This window comes from Bacteroides sp. DH3716P (assembly GCF_025914115.1).
Classification (GTDB): domain Bacteria; phylum Bacteroidota; class Bacteroidia; order Bacteroidales; family Bacteroidaceae; genus Bacteroides; species Bacteroides ovatus.
In genome coordinates, this window is record NZ_CP083673.1 from 958,498 (window position 1) to 972,854 (window position 14,357).

At 46.5% G+C, this 14,357-nt stretch carries 17 protein-coding genes; 7 read left to right on the forward strand and 10 right to left on the reverse strand.

What is annotated here, in order from left to right; genetic code table 11:
- The 5 genes from KQP79_RS03320 to KQP79_RS03340 all read left to right on the forward strand — a co-directional run bounded on the left by KQP79_RS03320 (nucleotide 1) and on the right by KQP79_RS03340 (nucleotide 3,354).
- On the forward strand, nucleotides 1-1,233 hold the full coding sequence (locus KQP79_RS03320) for a DUF4373 domain-containing protein (protein WP_138343164.1): 1,233 nt from the start codon (nucleotides 1-3) through the stop codon (nucleotides 1,231-1,233).
- Between the two features lie 11 nt (nucleotides 1,234-1,244).
- On the forward strand, nucleotides 1,245-1,475 hold the full coding sequence (locus tag KQP79_RS03325; protein WP_061448021.1) for a hypothetical protein: 231 nt from the start codon (nucleotides 1,245-1,247) through the stop codon (nucleotides 1,473-1,475).
- Nucleotides 1,472-1,741 (forward strand): hypothetical protein, encoded by a 270-nt coding sequence (locus KQP79_RS03330; RefSeq protein WP_004310978.1) that lies wholly within the window; start codon nucleotides 1,472-1,474, stop codon nucleotides 1,739-1,741. Before KQP79_RS03325 ends, KQP79_RS03330 begins: the two co-directional genes overlap by 4 nt.
- A 215-nt stretch (nucleotides 1,742-1,956) precedes the next feature.
- Nucleotides 1,957-2,493 (forward strand): hypothetical protein, encoded by a 537-nt coding sequence (locus KQP79_RS03335; RefSeq protein ID WP_229093027.1) that lies wholly within the window; start codon nucleotides 1,957-1,959, stop codon nucleotides 2,491-2,493.
- 681 nt (nucleotides 2,494-3,174) lie between these two features.
- Nucleotides 3,175-3,354 carry a hypothetical protein gene (locus KQP79_RS03340; RefSeq protein WP_008650648.1) on the forward strand — a complete coding sequence of 60 codons (180 nt, stop codon included), beginning with the start codon at nucleotides 3,175-3,177 and terminating at the stop codon, nucleotides 3,352-3,354.
- Nucleotides 3,355-3,974: 620 nt separating this feature from the next.
- On the opposite strand, the gene KQP79_RS03345 is transcribed toward KQP79_RS03340, so the two are convergent.
- From KQP79_RS03345 to KQP79_RS03355, 3 genes are all read right to left on the reverse strand, one after another.
- Complete coding sequence (locus KQP79_RS03345; protein ID WP_004312083.1) at nucleotides 3,975-4,451, reverse strand: HU family DNA-binding protein; 477 nt, start codon at nucleotides 4,449-4,451, stop codon at nucleotides 3,975-3,977.
- A gap of 427 nt (nucleotides 4,452-4,878) precedes the next feature.
- Complete coding sequence (locus KQP79_RS03350; protein ID WP_061448023.1) at nucleotides 4,879-5,352, reverse strand: N-acetylmuramoyl-L-alanine amidase; 474 nt, start codon at nucleotides 5,350-5,352, stop codon at nucleotides 4,879-4,881.
- Between the two features lie 176 nt (nucleotides 5,353-5,528).
- On the reverse strand, nucleotides 5,529-5,780 hold the full coding sequence (locus KQP79_RS03355) for a DUF4248 domain-containing protein (RefSeq protein WP_008650657.1): 252 nt from the start codon (nucleotides 5,778-5,780) through the stop codon (nucleotides 5,529-5,531).
- Between the two features lie 121 nt (nucleotides 5,781-5,901).
- Here KQP79_RS03355 and KQP79_RS03360 point away from each other — a divergent pair, with 121 nt between their 5' ends.
- Nucleotides 5,902-6,120 carry a hypothetical protein gene (locus tag KQP79_RS03360; RefSeq protein WP_229091099.1) on the forward strand — a complete coding sequence of 73 codons (219 nt, stop codon included), beginning with the start codon at nucleotides 5,902-5,904 and terminating at the stop codon, nucleotides 6,118-6,120.
- Nucleotides 6,121-6,655: 535 nt separating this feature from the next.
- On the opposite strand, the gene KQP79_RS03365 is transcribed toward KQP79_RS03360, so the two are convergent.
- The 7 genes from KQP79_RS03365 to rsmA form a co-directional block, all read right to left on the reverse strand.
- On the reverse strand, nucleotides 6,656-7,075 hold the full coding sequence (locus KQP79_RS03365) for a hypothetical protein (protein WP_149952699.1): 420 nt from the start codon (nucleotides 7,073-7,075) through the stop codon (nucleotides 6,656-6,658).
- Between the two features lie 309 nt (nucleotides 7,076-7,384).
- Entirely contained in the window at nucleotides 7,385-7,705 is a 321-nt protein-coding gene (locus KQP79_RS03370; RefSeq protein ID WP_008770400.1) for a helix-turn-helix domain-containing protein, read from the reverse strand.
- Between the two features lie 15 nt (nucleotides 7,706-7,720).
- Entirely contained in the window at nucleotides 7,721-8,269 is a 549-nt protein-coding gene (locus tag KQP79_RS03375) for a hypothetical protein (RefSeq protein ID WP_015532213.1), read from the reverse strand.
- 86 nt (nucleotides 8,270-8,355) lie between these two features.
- On the reverse strand, nucleotides 8,356-8,604 hold the full coding sequence (locus KQP79_RS03380; protein ID WP_008770401.1) for a hypothetical protein: 249 nt from the start codon (nucleotides 8,602-8,604) through the stop codon (nucleotides 8,356-8,358).
- Between the two features lie 495 nt (nucleotides 8,605-9,099).
- Complete coding sequence (locus KQP79_RS03385) at nucleotides 9,100-10,953, reverse strand: DUF349 domain-containing protein (protein ID WP_008776525.1); 1,854 nt, start codon at nucleotides 10,951-10,953, stop codon at nucleotides 9,100-9,102.
- Nucleotides 10,954-11,038: 85 nt separating this feature from the next.
- Entirely contained in the window at nucleotides 11,039-12,379 is a 1,341-nt protein-coding gene (gene mgtE / locus KQP79_RS03390) for a magnesium transporter (RefSeq protein WP_004312092.1), read from the reverse strand.
- Between the two features lie 61 nt (nucleotides 12,380-12,440).
- Nucleotides 12,441-13,241 (reverse strand): 16S rRNA (adenine(1518)-N(6)/adenine(1519)-N(6))-dimethyltransferase RsmA, encoded by an 801-nt coding sequence (rsmA, locus tag KQP79_RS03395; RefSeq protein WP_004312093.1) that lies wholly within the window; start codon nucleotides 13,239-13,241, stop codon nucleotides 12,441-12,443.
- Nucleotides 13,242-13,357: 116 nt separating this feature from the next.
- Between rsmA and KQP79_RS03400 the strand changes: the two genes are divergently transcribed.
- Complete coding sequence (locus KQP79_RS03400; RefSeq protein WP_004312094.1) at nucleotides 13,358-14,344, forward strand: lysylphosphatidylglycerol synthase transmembrane domain-containing protein; 987 nt, start codon at nucleotides 13,358-13,360, stop codon at nucleotides 14,342-14,344.
- Nucleotides 14,345-14,357 lie beyond the last annotated feature (13 nt).

Genomic DNA, 14,357 nt, shown 5'->3' on the forward strand with positions numbered 1-14,357 from the left:
ATGGCAAAAACAGGATTATCATATTATCAGGCGGAAACCGACCGCTTTCAGGACATCAAGGTAAAACGTCTGAAGAAGCGATACGGCTGCGAAGGGTATGCAGTGTACCAGTATATCCAAAACGAGATATACCGGGTTGAAGGCTGTTATATCCGTTTCACGGACGACCAGCTTTTTGATGTTTCCGAATACTGGGGCATTGAAGAGCAACGGGTAGAAAAAATCATTGAATATTGCACGGAAGTGGAATTGTTCGACACCATCACCTGGCATACGAATCATGTACTTACTTCCGTAGATATTCAGCAGAGATATCTCGAAATCTGCCGGAGAGCCAAGAAGAAGATTGTAATACCGGAAGATATACGGCTTGTCGAGATACAAGACGTGGCTTCCGGTGTGACAGGTGCGTCGCTACCTCTTTTCTCCGGTCAGGAAATTGAGACGAAAACCGGAAAAACAGTTTATGGTTCTCCCAAACTGGATACCGGAAAACAGACCGCAACCGATATCGGAAAAGAAACCGTAATCACTGCCGGAATATCTTCCGGCGTCATTATTCCGCAGAGTTCTGCGGAAATTCCGGAAACTCCGCGGAATTCTGCGGAAAAACGGCACAAAGAAAAAGAAAGTAAAGAAAATTCCCCCTCTATCCCCCGGACTATTCCGCCGGCAAGGGATGATGAGGACAAAGTTTCACTCTCTCCGGACGGGAATAGGGGAAATGTTTCCGCAGAATCCTGCGGGAAACGTCCGGAACATGGCGAAGAATACAGTTTGAAGTTGCAGCGGCTGGGGGAAACCTGCTACAATCTGGGGTGTTCGAAAGGAGATGTCCGTAAGGTTCTGATGATAGAAAATATTGCCATGGACGACAGCCCGATATGGCAACTGATTGAAGAGTTGAAGGCGAGCGGCGGACGTTATTCGTTCACCGGAGAGGTGTTGCCCGCCCTGTGGGGACTGGTGAAGACGGGGCGCCTGCGGATGATGGAAGAGCATACGGATGAGGTGAAAGAGGGCGTTCATAACGTCAGGCAGATGCTGTCGGGTATCGGCGTGCCGAGCTACGACATGGACGAATTATGCGGAGAGGCGAAAGGCAAAGAAGATGTCCTGCAAGAGGTTATACGGGAAATACGACGATCGAAAGGGCGGATTCTTTCGGTGAGCTGTTTCATCAGGTCACGGTTGAAAAAAGCGAAGAAAAACGAATTGCAAAAAACGGCGTAAGCCACACAGTTATGAGTGAAGATAAAAACAAGACGCCGCTCTACTACCCCCGCAAAATGCGTACAGGGTGGTGCGTGGCGCACGAAGTGACAGCCGCGGGCGTCACTATCGAGAGATACGGAATACACTGCCAGACGTATGCGGAAGCATACCGACGGGCGGAAGTGATGAACCAGCAGCAACAGGCGCAAGCCCTTCAACCAGCCAACTCTGACAGCAAGAGAGGGGGTGAACGATCATGAGTGAAAAAGTAAGCACGATCACCTTGCGACTGACAGCCGAAGAAGCCGCCCAACTGGAGATACTCAAAGACATCATTGGGAAGAAGAGCGGGAGCGAAGCGATTAAATACGTCGTCAAGGAATACCCCCGTTTCTGTACCCACTACAAGCAGGAAGCGAAGGAACACGGAGAACTGAAACGAAAGTACCGGGAGCAGGGCGAAGCCGTGCGGGGTTTTCTGTCGGCACTCGACAGGTTGGAGAAAGCGGGCAGGGAGAAAGAGTAGGGGAAACGATTGCTAGCAAAATACGCTCCGGAAGATCTTGGCCAATGAAATATTTGCTAGCAGATGTTTCCGGATCGTGTACTCGAGCTGCGTAAAAGTGCTAGCGGATTCTTGTTCCCGGTTCGTTCCGGAGCAACTAATTTGCTAGCAATTAACGGGGATATCAGGTTGATGGAGCCGGGATCCCGACAGGTATGTGATAGCAAGTGAAGGTAATGGGCAAGTGCCGAACCAAGCGGATTACTTTCGCGAGCGGCTTATCGTCTGATTGCTCACCGTGCCGCCGTGTGGTTCGTGGCAATGCGTGCAGCGGGAATACCGCCGCCCACACAGCCCCGTCCCCCGCAGCAGCACTCCGTCAGTGTTTAATAGCAATATTCCTTCACCGGCAGCGTTTCTCGGACGGGCGGTGTTTCTGTGCACCGTGCCGCTTTCCTTGCTTTCCCGTAGCCACCCAATGGGCGCAAAGAAAGCCGCCCTCTGACAGTGTTTCTATGGAACGTTCTTGGGGGAAGTCTTCCCAAAAGTTACTCCTGTGTGTAACAGTCGAGGCTGGCAAAGTGGGTGATTACGGAAGTTACTACCGCCTGACGCATACGGCTCCGGCTTCCGCTCACACCCCGGCACAGCCGGACTACAAGCGACAGCCTATGCGGTGGAAACCCTTGCGGAAGGGTATCCCCTGCGGAACGGGTGACAGCTGTGATGCCCAGTGCGGTTTCGCTCCGCCCGGCACTTGCTGCCGGGACTAAGGCGAGAATCCGCTACCTCTTTTCGTCTGACAACAGGAACGGAAGTGTTAGCCAGGAGTGCAGCCCTGCGGTGCGGGGTTCCCGGGTTTACGGTTGAGTGGGTTTGTATTGTGGAAGTAAGCACCCTTCGTCGTCCTTCGGGCGCGTGCAGACGTGATGCTGCGTGCGCCGTGACAGCAATTGTTTTCCTTCCGTCTTCCTTTTTGGGGGACACCCAAAAAGAGACCGGCAGAAAAACAAAGGGGTAGCGATATTCAACATAACGGGTCATTATGCCCGCACGCCTTGCCATTCAGGCAAGTCGGGTGCATAATGCGTGGTTATGTTTAATATGGATTGTTTTATTTTTCCGCCCCCAGGCGAAAAAAGCCATGCGGAGTGGAAACGCCACCACCCCGACCACCGCCCCTTAGTTACTTCTGCCACTCCCGGGCCGTGCGGTTTTCTGACCTGTTGCGGGTGCTTCCTGCGGGTTGCGCCTGGCGGCGTGCCCGGCTAACTGTTTACACCTTTCGGAACATTGGAAATTCCCGGCGGTCGGCTTCGCCGTCCGCTCCATGAAGCGGGGCGAAGCGCCCCGCCGAAGAGTGCAAATAACAAATCCGTGACAATCGGGCAAATGTCACAAAATAAAATAGTAAAAAACGTAAGTTCTCAAAACTTATATTAAACAGAATAGAAATGAAAGAATCACATACAGGTATTGGTATCTGCCGTTGCTACCAATGCCGAATGAAAAAAAAGAACTGCAGCACATCGGGACGTAAATCGCTCAAACGGGCAATCAACAAGTTTCGCCGCAAGCAATTGAAGTTAGACAAAGTAACCAGGCACAATCACTTCGGCGGATATTGGGCCTAAGACTAATACATGCTTTTATCCGCCCCACACTGCACAGGAACACATTTTTTTCCTTTTTTCATCTACCTCTCCAAGGGCATGGATGAACGGCAGACAAGAAATTTCAGATAAAAATACCGCACGACGTAGGAGCGCAGGATATTTTTATCTGAAATAGCGTAGCGGTTCTTGACTGACGGACGGCCGTGACCTATCTTTGTAGAAGAAAAGAGGAAAAATACGCTGTAAAACAGCAAACTTATCATTTATACTTTCCCGTCACTTTATAGATAATTGCGTTTCTGTCTGTGTCATTCTGTTTATTTACGGATAGAACCATACGGGAATAAAACGTAAAAACTCCCGAAAACAGCCGGAAAAGAAGCAAAAACGTACTTGAAACCCTTCGAGATGTTTTCAAAAATTCATCAGACGTTTTTTTTATTTCGTCAGACGTTTTTTGAAAAACTCCTGATGTTTTCTATGAGACTTTCAGAAGCATATTCCGTTCACCAAATACCCGCAAATGAAAAGCCCGGTGAAATGATTTCTCATTCATCGGGCTTTTTCCTTGGTTTGTTTGCGATGTACGGAACGAGGATAATGCGCTAGCAGGCGTTTTCTTCGTTACCGGTCATTGTTTAAGCTGCCGGGTCTGGAGCTTCTCCGCCGCCTTCGTCAGGTTTCGGATTTGGTTTCTCATCTCCTCCTTCGCCATCTTCGTTCGCTGCGCTTGCTCCTGCCTTGGAGAAAGAATACATTGAAACGGCTTCCTTGATTTCGGCAGAAGGAACATAGATAACACGTGCTTTTTTCACACTGCTTGCTCCACACTTGCTGGCATCCTCGGTGCCTTTACCGGAAACGGAAGGACGGAATGAACCGAGATCTCCCAGGCGGACGGGTGAACCGTTTGCGAGGTTGCGCTTGATAACGACCATCAATGCGTCAAGAACTGCCTTGATGTCAGAGCCGGTCAGTGTACAACGGTCTGCGATCTGGTCAACGATTTGTTTTTGTTTCATTTCTGGAGCGAGCACTACCTGCGCATAGTATTTTGCTGCAGCGGCTTTGTCCTGCGGATTCTTGCGCAAAGCGGGTTTGATTGTAATTGCCATGTTAATTAGTGTTTTAATGATTAATAATGTTGCAAATCTACATATACGTGCGTGGGCGTGCGGACGTATGTTCTTATCTGTGATGATACGTGTTTCATCATACGATTATGTACATGAAAAAAGGGCTGCGGTTTGTATTCCGCAGCCCTCCAAACAGGGGTTTTCACTCCGATCGTAAAGTTTACTCCTTAATCGTTTCTCCTTTCATCGTCTTTCACGGGACTGTCTGCCCCGGTGAGCCAAACAAAAATTTTACCGATAACTTTCAATACCTTCAACGTCGTTCTCCAAAATGGTTTCATAATGACCTCCTTTTTAATTGTTTCCCGCAAAGGTAGGGGAAATGAAGAATGAAGAATGATGAATGAAGAATTGGCTGCGCTTTCATACATTTACATCTGCATAGTAATTCTTCATTCATCATTCTTCATTCATCATTCTTCATTAAATACCCGTATTCGACGGAGACACAGAAGCAGGGGCATTGTTTGATGTACTCGCAGGGTTCTATGGTACCGTTGTGGTTGAGGTCGGGCGAGAGGTCGCGGTGACCGCAAATCTTTGCTCCGTGGTAGGTGAGCAGCAGGAAGCGGAGAAGGGTTTCAAGGCTTTGTTTTTGTGCGTCGGTGCGGGTGTCGGCGGCACGTCCGGAAGCATCCAGACCTCCTTCGTAGGCAACTCCTATCGACGGGGTGTTGTAGCCTTTGGCGTGGGCTCCGATGTGGGTGATGTCGCGCATGTGGTGTATTGTTCCGTCTTTGGTGATGTAATAGTGATAGCCACATTCGGCAAAACCTTGGCGTTTGTGCATGGAGTCGAGGGCTTCCGGGGTGAGGTTGCTTGTGCAAGGGGATGCGGTGCAGTGCACCACAATCAGGGTGATGTTTCTTTGTTTAATCATTGTTTTTTGTGGGTGATTATGTGGATGATTTTTAGTTGTGTATTCTTGTTCTACCCCCCTTCCGTCCCCCTTTGGGGGAGACGCTTGTCGGGGGAAGTGCTCTTCCCCCTTGCCGCAGGGCGTTCCCCTAGCGAAGAGGGTTCGGGCTGTAGCCGTAGGAGCTGCTGCACTAGGGCTTAAAAGGGTGAGCCGAAAGAGATGGTTATCAGTTCCTTTTGTTTGGGGGTGAGGATGCGGTTACTTAACTGGTAGTTTGTTTCTTGCAATGCTTCGAGTAGTTCGGTGTCGTCCTTTATCCACTGTTTGAGGCGGATAGAAGCGGACGCAGGTGCAATATTCGGGAAATAGAGAACGGCCAGTTCTTTGAAACCGTAGCTACGGTTGGTCAAACTTTGGCAGTTGTTTTGTTGGTGCATGTTGGTATACATAATTATAGTGTTGGTTTACAGATGTAAAGATAGGCTTTTTAGTGGCTGGTTGTCACCTGTATACTTGGTAGATATAGTTATATATGTTTGTTGGCAGAGGAAATTTGTGATATTCGGGCAATTGTCACGAATTTCTTTTGTCCGTAACTTTTCGGCGGGGCGTCTGCCCCGCTTCGTGAAGCGGACGGCGAAGCCGACCGCTGGGAATCTCCGATATTCTGCAAAGACTGTCCGCAGGGTGCAAACAGTCAGCCGGGCACGCCGCCAGGCGCAGCCCGCAGGAACAGGAAACCCGCAAGAAGTCGGAAACCCTGCCGGAAACCGGGAAAGGCAGGAGTAACTAAGGGGTGGTGGTCGGGGTGGCGGCTTGCCGCCACAGTGGTGGCGTTTACATTCCGCAGGGCGCAGTCCGTAAGGGTGGACATTAAACGGAGTAACTTTATGCCCGTTCCTGAAACAACGGAAAAGCCCGCAAACAGCAGGAATATTTGGAAGATGCTGTTATGTTGAATTAAAGCACAAAATCCGGAACGGTTTTGTGACTAATTAAACATAATTGCTCTTCCGGATTTCCTGCGCAAAAGCTGCACTCCACTAGAAAAACCGGAAGACCACGGCGCTAGCAACATCACGTCAGCACGGCGGCGAAAGCTTTCGACGCCTCTAGTTCAAACGGACAAACCCGCTCAATCATAAAACACGGGAACCCCGCACCGCAGGGCTGCACTCCTGACTAACAGCCCGTTCCTATAGTCAGACGAAAAGAGGTAGCGGATTCTCGCCTTAGTCCCGGCGTTAGTGCCGGGCGGAGCGAAACCGCACCGGGCATCGCAGCTGTCACCCGTGCCGCAAGGGCTTACATTCCGCTAAGGATATCATCCGAAAGGGTCCCCATCGCATAGGGTGCTGCTTCCTTTGCTGTATTCGGCAAGTGAGGGAGCGGCAACCGGAGCCGGATATAAGACGGGAGTAACTTCTGCTATCGTCCGCAAGGGTGTCCACCGCATAGGCTGTCGCCTGTGGTCCGGCTGTGCCGGGGTGTGGGCGGGAGCCGGAGCTGAATGCATCAGGCGGTAGTAACTTCTGTAATCACCCACTTGGCAAGCCTCGACTATTATACACCGGAGTAACTTTAAAGAAACTTTCCCCAAGAATCTCCCATAGAAACACTGCCGTAGGGCGGCTTTCTTTGCGCCAGTCCGACGGCTACGGGAAAGCAAGGAAAGCGGCACGGTGCACAGAAACACTGAACGTCCGAGAAACGCTGCCGGTGAAGGAATGTTCCGATTAAACACTGACGGAGTGCTGCTGTGGGGAGCGGGGCTGTGTGGGCGGCGGTATTCCCGCTGCACGCATTGCCACGAACCACACGGCGGCACGGTGAGCAATCAGACGAAAAGTTTCAAGCATGACTTTTTTCCAGTTTGCTAGCACATACCTGGCAGGATCCCGGCTTCATCAACCTGTTATCCCCTGCCAACTGCTAGCAGAATCCGGCAGCCGGCTTCTTCCAGGACGAAACATTTGCTAGCACTATTCCCGAGCTGCAGTAGTTGATCCGGAAAAATCTGATAGCAAATCTTTCCTACTGCAGCCGGGGTGAGCTATACAGCCATCGGTTCCTCTTTGATAATCGAGATTTCCAGTGCGTTTTCAATCTTGGTCAAAGTTTCGAGTGAAAGGTTCTCCCGTCCTCTCAACACCTTTGAGATGTATTGCGGGCTGCAATTCATTTTTTCAGCCAATTGCTTTTGGCTCATTCCTAATTCTTCCATCCTGTCCAGCATCAGCATGGCAATATTTTGCGAATGTCGGAGCCAAGACTTGTTTGTTTCAAGGAAGTCAAACAGCTCACGCCATTTCGAAGGCGTTGGAGAAGCATGTTCTTCAAGCCTTTGTGCGATAGATTTCATACGATTTTCCATATCATTCCTCCCAAATTATAATTCACTAATATACTCTATAAACCCTTCGTCGTCAATGATTCCTTCTTCAAGCAGGTAGCGTCGAACCCTGTCTATTTTCACAAGTTCCTGCCTGGTGTGCTCTCTTTCCTGCATCGTAGCCGTCAGCTTGATGGCGCCTCCGGTGATGATGTAGTTGCCTTGAATCAATTTGATAGCGTATAGCCGGAGCCATGACGAGTGACCGTATTTACGTTTTAACCGGGCCTTTTCTTTTTGCAGCATCATATCCGAAGCCTGGTTGTTGTCCAGCGGGCGGAATATCTTGCTTAAATCGGTTTCCGGGGAGATGTCCATTATGATGTATCGAAGGCGTTCACTATCTTCAATAGTATCGCTGATAGCTTCTTTTATATCTGTTATTTTAAAGTAGGCGTTCAAGTCATCTATATTCTCCTTGAAGAAAGTGCGTAGCCAAACCACGTCGGCCCAGTTGTTGAACACCTTATAAAATTCGTTATCATCCTCGCCTTCAAAGTGTACAGCCCATAATTTTCTGTCTCCAGTAATGTCGTCAAATGTCATATCTCCTTGTTTTATAGTAAGACAAAGATACGCAAAAGTAACGAGATAATAAACTTATAGGTTGATTATTTAGCAAGAAAAATGTTTTATTTAGTTGGTTTAGTGGTTGTATGGTAGATGGTGGTGTCTGTGTCCCAGTCATTAATTTCATCATTCGTGTTTATTTGCAGACTGTCAATGAGAGTTTTTTGATGAGTTATTTCCGGTTGTTCGCAGCCTCCTATCAGTTGTATAATGAATATTATTCCTGCTATAACGATTCCTGCTATGGTATTATTGATAACATTTCTTTTTAAGCCTTTAATATAAGAATTCTGATACCTTTTATTTTGCATAATTTATATTTTTTACGCTGTGAAGTTAATAAATTAAATGCGATATTTATCATTATTTGTCACTTTAATTAGGTTTATCCGATTAAAAACGATACCTTTGTATTACAAAACTTGAATCCTCAATGGGATATTAAAAGAGGGTTTTTGCCAAAGTCGGTGTCTAATTCGGTGACACTACGAAAATAGGAAGCTGTTAATTCATTATGAATGAGACTATAAAGGAATTAAAGTTTGAGGGCAGGTAGCCCAACAAAATCAACGTCAATTTAGATAGAACCCTGCTAAGAATTAGTTTTTGCAGGGTTTTATTGTTTCCGGACATTCATAGTCAAGAGAAACGCAAATTTGCTGTGAAAAGAAGCTGTGAAGTTGATGTTTAAGAAATAAATCTTTAAACAAGCTGTATAAGCTTGTTTAGCAGAAAAGAGAAACAGGTTTTATTGCTCAAGCGAGCATAAAACCTGTTTCTTTTATTTCTCTAAATCGGGCAGAGGATTATTCTTCTGCTTTAATTGATTCGTCGATTACTTTAATTTTTTGTAATACCAGTTCCAAGTCTGCTTTCAACTTGTCTACCTTGCGGTTCAGTTCGGTCAACAGGCTGCTGCCTTTCTTGGAAGTAGAAGTTAGGAAGCCCAGATTGTTCTCATAAGTCTGAAGTTCATTCTTCATATTCTCATAAGTACGTACCAGTTTCTCGCGTTCTCTATATAAAGATTGAGTGCCGCCCCCCTGGATATTGCTAATGTTCGAACGGAAGTTGCTTAACTTCTTGTTGGAAGCATTGATGTTGAAACGGTCGAATAACTGATCGATCAATCCGTGATATTGCTTGTATAGCTTATCTTTTTCTTTGAACGGCACATGACCGATAGAGTTCCATTCCTTCATCAAATCCCGAACCAGATTGCTTGCTTCTTCGGTATCCATGTTCTCATCGATAGCGGATAACTTTTCGATCAATGCTTTCTTCTTTTCCATATTCTCTGTTTCGACAGAGCGTTGTGAAGAAGTGGCCTTGTTCTTTTGCTCAAAGAAGTAGTCGCAAGCTGTGATAAACCGTTTCCAGATTGCATCCGAGTGTTTTTTGGCAACCGGTCCGATGGTCTTCCATTCTTTTTGAAGTTTGGTCAGTGCATCGGCAGTTACTTTCCAGTCTGTACTGTCTTTCAAGGCTTCCGCTTTTTCGCAGAGCGCTTTTTTCTTTTCCAGATTCTCGTTCATTCCTTCTTTCAGACTTTTGAAGAATTCTCCTTTCTTCTTGAAGAAATCATCGCAGGCATGGCGGAAACGCTCGAAGATCTTCACATTCATCTTTTGCGGCGCAAAACCGATAGTTTTCCATTTGTTTTGCAGGGCAATCACTTCCTGGGTCTTGTTTTCCCAGGCAGAGAATGTTTTTAGTTCATCATACTCAATCGCTTCAACGATTTCGCAGATGACGGTCTTTTGATCCAAATTATGCTGTTCGGCTTCTTTCAACGATTCGAAGTGCTGCTGATGGCGGCGGTTGACAGCGGTAGAAGCTGCTTTAAACCGATTCCAGATTTCATCACGCAGTTCTTTGGCTACCGGACCTGTATCGCGGAACTCCTGATGCAACTTCTGAAGTTGGTGGAAAGCGGAAACAACATCTTCCTCGTCAGCCAACTTTTCGGCAGCTTCGCAGAGATGCGTTTTGATTTCTAGATTCTTTTTGAAGTCATATTCGCGGAATTCATTGTTCAGTTTCAATAAATCGTAGAACTTCTCTACATATAATTGATAGTTTTTCCAAAGTTCATTCACTTTACCTTGCGGCACCAGTTTTGTGTCATTCCATTGCTGTTGCAGCTTCTTGAACTCCGTATAAGATTTGTTGGCGTCATCTCCGGATTCCACCAATTCTTTCAGTTCTTCAATAATGGAAAGTTTCACTTGCAGGTTTTCTTCCTTCTGGCGTTCCAACTCGGCAACCTGTTTACTGCGTTTTTCCTTGATAACCCCCATCAGGCGTTTGAATTCTTCTTCCGTCGGGTCCTCTTCGGCAACAAAATCTTCAATGTTTCCACCGTTGTCTGTAAACTGTACCTTAGCAGCTTCCAACTCGGCATTATGTAACTTGTAGAATGATTGTTTCAGATTGTCAATATCCTGCTTGTTCGCATTTTCAGCATCTTGCGCAAGCTCTTTTAGCTGGTTTAGTACATCTTCCTTAGTGGCAGGTTTAGGAGCTGCTTCAGGTTGAACTTCGGCAGTAACATCTTCAGCCGGAGTCTCTGTAATAGCTTCAGAAACCTCGACTGTTTTCTTTTCTTCTTCTAATTCCCCTTGGTTCAAGGGTTGATTAGTGTCATGAGCGTCCATCATTGTATATTAGTTTTGGGTCACAAATTAATGAAATAAAACGATTACTTCATACTATTTTGCTTATTTTTTTTTGTTTATCGTGTTTTTATGACAATAAAACGGTTATTCCCATGTACAACATCATTCCGATGATGTCATTTGTAATGGCTATAAACGGACCTGTTGCAATGGCTGGATCGATTTTGAACTTCTCCAGCGTCATCGGTACCAGTGTCCCGAAAATAGAAGCGAACATTACCACGGCAAACAGGCTGATGGATACGGAATAGGTGACCGTAGCCGTTGCGCCGAACCTGATAAAGTTGTAGGTGTATACTAATAAGGAGATAATAGTGGCATTAATTAAAGCTACTACCGATTCCTTGGTAATCTGCTTGAAGGTATTTTTAGCGTCCAGCGAGCTGTTTGCCAAACCCTGTACGATGATTGCCGAAGATTGTGTTCCGACATTTCCTCCTGTACCACCGATTAGCGGGATGTACAGTGCCATTTCGGGATGGGCAGCAAAGGTGGAGTCGAAATTACCCAATATCATAGAGTTGCCGATTCCGCCGATCATACCGATTAATAACCAGGGGAGGCGGGCGGTGGTCTGTCTCAATACATTATCGTCTGTTTCTACGTCCTGCGAAAGACCGGATGCCAACTGATAGTCACGTTCCGACTGCTCACGGACTTCATCCATGACGTCGTCGACGGTGATTTGTCCCACAAGCCGACCGATACTGTCGACAACGGGGATAGCCACCAAGTCATACTTCTCAATCGCCTGTACTACCTCGTCAATGGGAGTATCTACGTGTACCGAAATCGGATCTTTCTGCATCACGTGTTTCACTTTCGATACAGAAGGGGAAGTAATCATCTTTTTGAGCGGGAAGATACCTCGCAGACGTTCGTCATCGTCAATGACATATACATAATAGATTTCGTCCAGTTCTTCCGCCTGTTGCCGCATCTCTTTCAGACATTCGGGCATACTCCAGTTTTCGTTGACAAGTACCATTTCCGTACCCATCAAACCACCGGCGGTATTTTCGTCGTATTTCAACAAGTCGACGATGTCTCCTGCCTGTTCGATGTCCTCGATGTGCGAAAGAACCTCTTCCTGCTTGTCTTCATCGAGTTCACGCATCAGGTCTACGGCATCATCCGTGTCCATGTAGTCAACGAAGCGTTTGGCGATTGTCTCCGAAGGAAGCATTTCGAGCAGCTCTTTACGAGCATCTTCGTCCATTTCGACAAGCACGTCGGCGGCAATTTCGTTATCGAGCAGGCGATAGACGAACTTAGCCTCTTCCGCATTCAGGTCATTGCACAATTCGGCGATGTCGGCCGGATGGAGGTCGATGAGAAGACCTTTTACCTTGTCGGCGTCTTTTTGCTCAATAAGGTGTTTAACGTTGTCAATGTATTCCTCGTTCATCGTTGTCAATTACAAATTACGAATTACAAAATCCAGTTCTCTGCTCACTGTTGCCCGCCAATTATTGGGCGTTGCCGGCTGTCTTTAATGCTTCTTCCACTTTATTGGTCAGATCGATAAATTCGGCTACCGATAGTTGTTCCGGGCGTTTATTAAATAAGATGTCCTCCGTGAGCGGACAATCTTTGCCTAAAATAGGTTTGATGGAGTTGCGCAATGTTTTCCGTCGCTGGTTGAAGGTCGTTTTCACTACTTGCTTGAACAGTTTTTCGTCGCATCCCAACTCTTTAGTCTCGTTGCGTGTCATACGGATAACAGCACTTTTCACTTTGGGAGGCGGATTGAACACGTGTTCGCTGACAGTGAACAAATATTCCACTTTATACCATGCCTGTATCAATACGCTAAGGATACCGTATGTCTTGCTGCCCGGTCCGGCTGCAATACGTTCGGCTACCTCTTTTTGAATCATTCCCGTGCAACAGGGGACGATATCTTTGTTGTCCAGCATCTTGAAAAAGATTTGGCTGGAAATATTATACGGGTAATTACCAGTCAGTACGAAAGGCTTCCCGTCGAACAACCGGTGAAGATTCATTTTCAAGAAGTCATCCTCGATGATGTGGTCTTCCAGTGACGGATAGGCTTCGCGAAGATAAGCAACCGACTCATAGTCAACTTCTACGACCTTTACCAATCGGTCTTTCTTTACTAGAAACTGGGTCAATACTCCCATACCCGGCCCCACCTCTAAAATAGGCAGTTCGGGGAAGGTGTCGACTGTATCGGCAATATCTTGCGCAACTTTCAGATCTTTCAGAAAGTGTTGTCCGAGAAACTTTTTAGGCTTTACTAATTTCATTTACCAACTAAATAATTACTTTTGCAGCTGACAAAGGTAATTCTTTTAAATGAAGAACGTACCACTATTTATTAAAAAATAAATGATGTGTCAGCGAAGCTAATGAAGAATTAAGGATGAAGAAACTATTAAAAAAGACGCTGAAACTGATATTACCGGTTGTTTTAGGCGGCTTTATCTTATTCTGGGTATATCGCGACTTTGATTTTACAAAAGCGGGCGATGTGTTGTTACACGGTACAAATTGGTGGTGGATGCTCTTCTCGTTATTGTTCGGAGTGTTTGCACAAGTCTTTCGTGGTTGGCGGTGGAGACAAACATTGGAACCGTTGGACGCTTTCCCGAAAAAGAGCGATTGCGTGAATGCTATCTTCATTTCATACGCTGCCAGTCTGGTGGTTCCCCGGATCGGGGAGGTGAGCCGTTGCGGAGTGTTGGCGAAATATGATAATGTCTCGTTTGCCAAGTCGTTGGGAACAGTCGTTACGGAGCGGTTGGTCGATACGTTGACTATTCTCCTCATCACAGGCATCACTGTATTGCTCCAATTACCGATATTCGTCACTTTCCTTCAGCAGACCGGAACGAAAATCCCTTCATTAATCCACCTTTTGACTTCGGTATGGTTTTATATCATTCTGTTTTGTTTTATTGGTGTGGTGATACTTCTTTATTATTTAAGAAAAACGCTGTTCTTCTATGAACGGGTGAAAGGATTTGTATTGAATATATGGGAAGGAATTATGTCTTTAAAAGGCGTGCGCAACATTCCCCTCTTTATTTTTTATACACTGGCTATTTGGGCTTGTTACTTTCTCCATTTCTATTTTACATTCTATTGCTTTGCCTTTACGGCACATTTGGGTATCCTTGCGGCATTGGTCATGTTTGTCGGCGGCACGTTTGCCGTAATTGTGCCTACCCCTAACGGAGCGGGACCCTGGCATTTTGCCATCATTTCTATGATGATGCTTTATGGAGTAAACGTGACGGATGCCGGAATATTTGCCCTGATTGTACACGGTATTCAAACCTTTTTGGTTGTTTTATTGGGTGTGTACGGCTTGGCTGCTCTGCCGTTCACCAATAGACATCGGGCGTAAATTTTTAGCTAAA

Bases quoted from the DNA above. Each gene is read 5' to 3' on its own strand.
- KQP79_RS03320 (WP_138343164.1), top strand. From the start codon at position 1: ATGGCAAAAACAGGATTATCATATTATCAGGCGGAAACCGACCGCTTT.
- KQP79_RS03325 (WP_061448021.1), top strand. From the start codon at position 1,245: ATGAGTGAAGATAAAAACAAGACGCCGCTCTACTACCCCCGCAAAATG.
- KQP79_RS03330 (WP_004310978.1), top strand. From the start codon at position 1,472: ATGAGTGAAAAAGTAAGCACGATCACCTTGCGACTGACAGCCGAAGAA.
- KQP79_RS03335 (WP_229093027.1), top strand. From the start codon at position 1,957: ATGGGCAAGTGCCGAACCAAGCGGATTACTTTCGCGAGCGGCTTATCG.
- KQP79_RS03340 (WP_008650648.1), top strand. From the start codon at position 3,175: ATGAAAGAATCACATACAGGTATTGGTATCTGCCGTTGCTACCAATGC.
- KQP79_RS03345 (WP_004312083.1), bottom strand. From the start codon at position 4,451: ATGGCAATTACAATCAAACCCGCTTTGCGCAAGAATCCGCAGGACAAA.
- KQP79_RS03350 (WP_061448023.1), bottom strand. From the start codon at position 5,352: ATGATTAAACAAAGAAACATCACCCTGATTGTGGTGCACTGCACCGCA.
- KQP79_RS03355 (WP_008650657.1), bottom strand. From the start codon at position 5,780: ATGTATACCAACATGCACCAACAAAACAACTGCCAAAGTTTGACCAAC.
- KQP79_RS03370 (WP_008770400.1), bottom strand. From the start codon at position 7,705: ATGGAAAATCGTATGAAATCTATCGCACAAAGGCTTGAAGAACATGCT.
- KQP79_RS03375 (WP_015532213.1), bottom strand. From the start codon at position 8,269: ATGACATTTGACGACATTACTGGAGACAGAAAATTATGGGCTGTACAC.
- KQP79_RS03380 (WP_008770401.1), bottom strand. From the start codon at position 8,604: ATGCAAAATAAAAGGTATCAGAATTCTTATATTAAAGGCTTAAAAAGA.
- KQP79_RS03385 (WP_008776525.1), bottom strand. From the start codon at position 10,953: ATGATGGACGCTCATGACACTAATCAACCCTTGAACCAAGGGGAATTA.
- mgtE (WP_004312092.1), bottom strand. From the start codon at position 12,379: ATGAACGAGGAATACATTGACAACGTTAAACACCTTATTGAGCAAAAA.
- rsmA (WP_004312093.1), bottom strand. From the start codon at position 13,241: ATGAAATTAGTAAAGCCTAAAAAGTTTCTCGGACAACACTTTCTGAAA.
- KQP79_RS03400 (WP_004312094.1), top strand. From the start codon at position 13,358: ATGAAGAAACTATTAAAAAAGACGCTGAAACTGATATTACCGGTTGTT.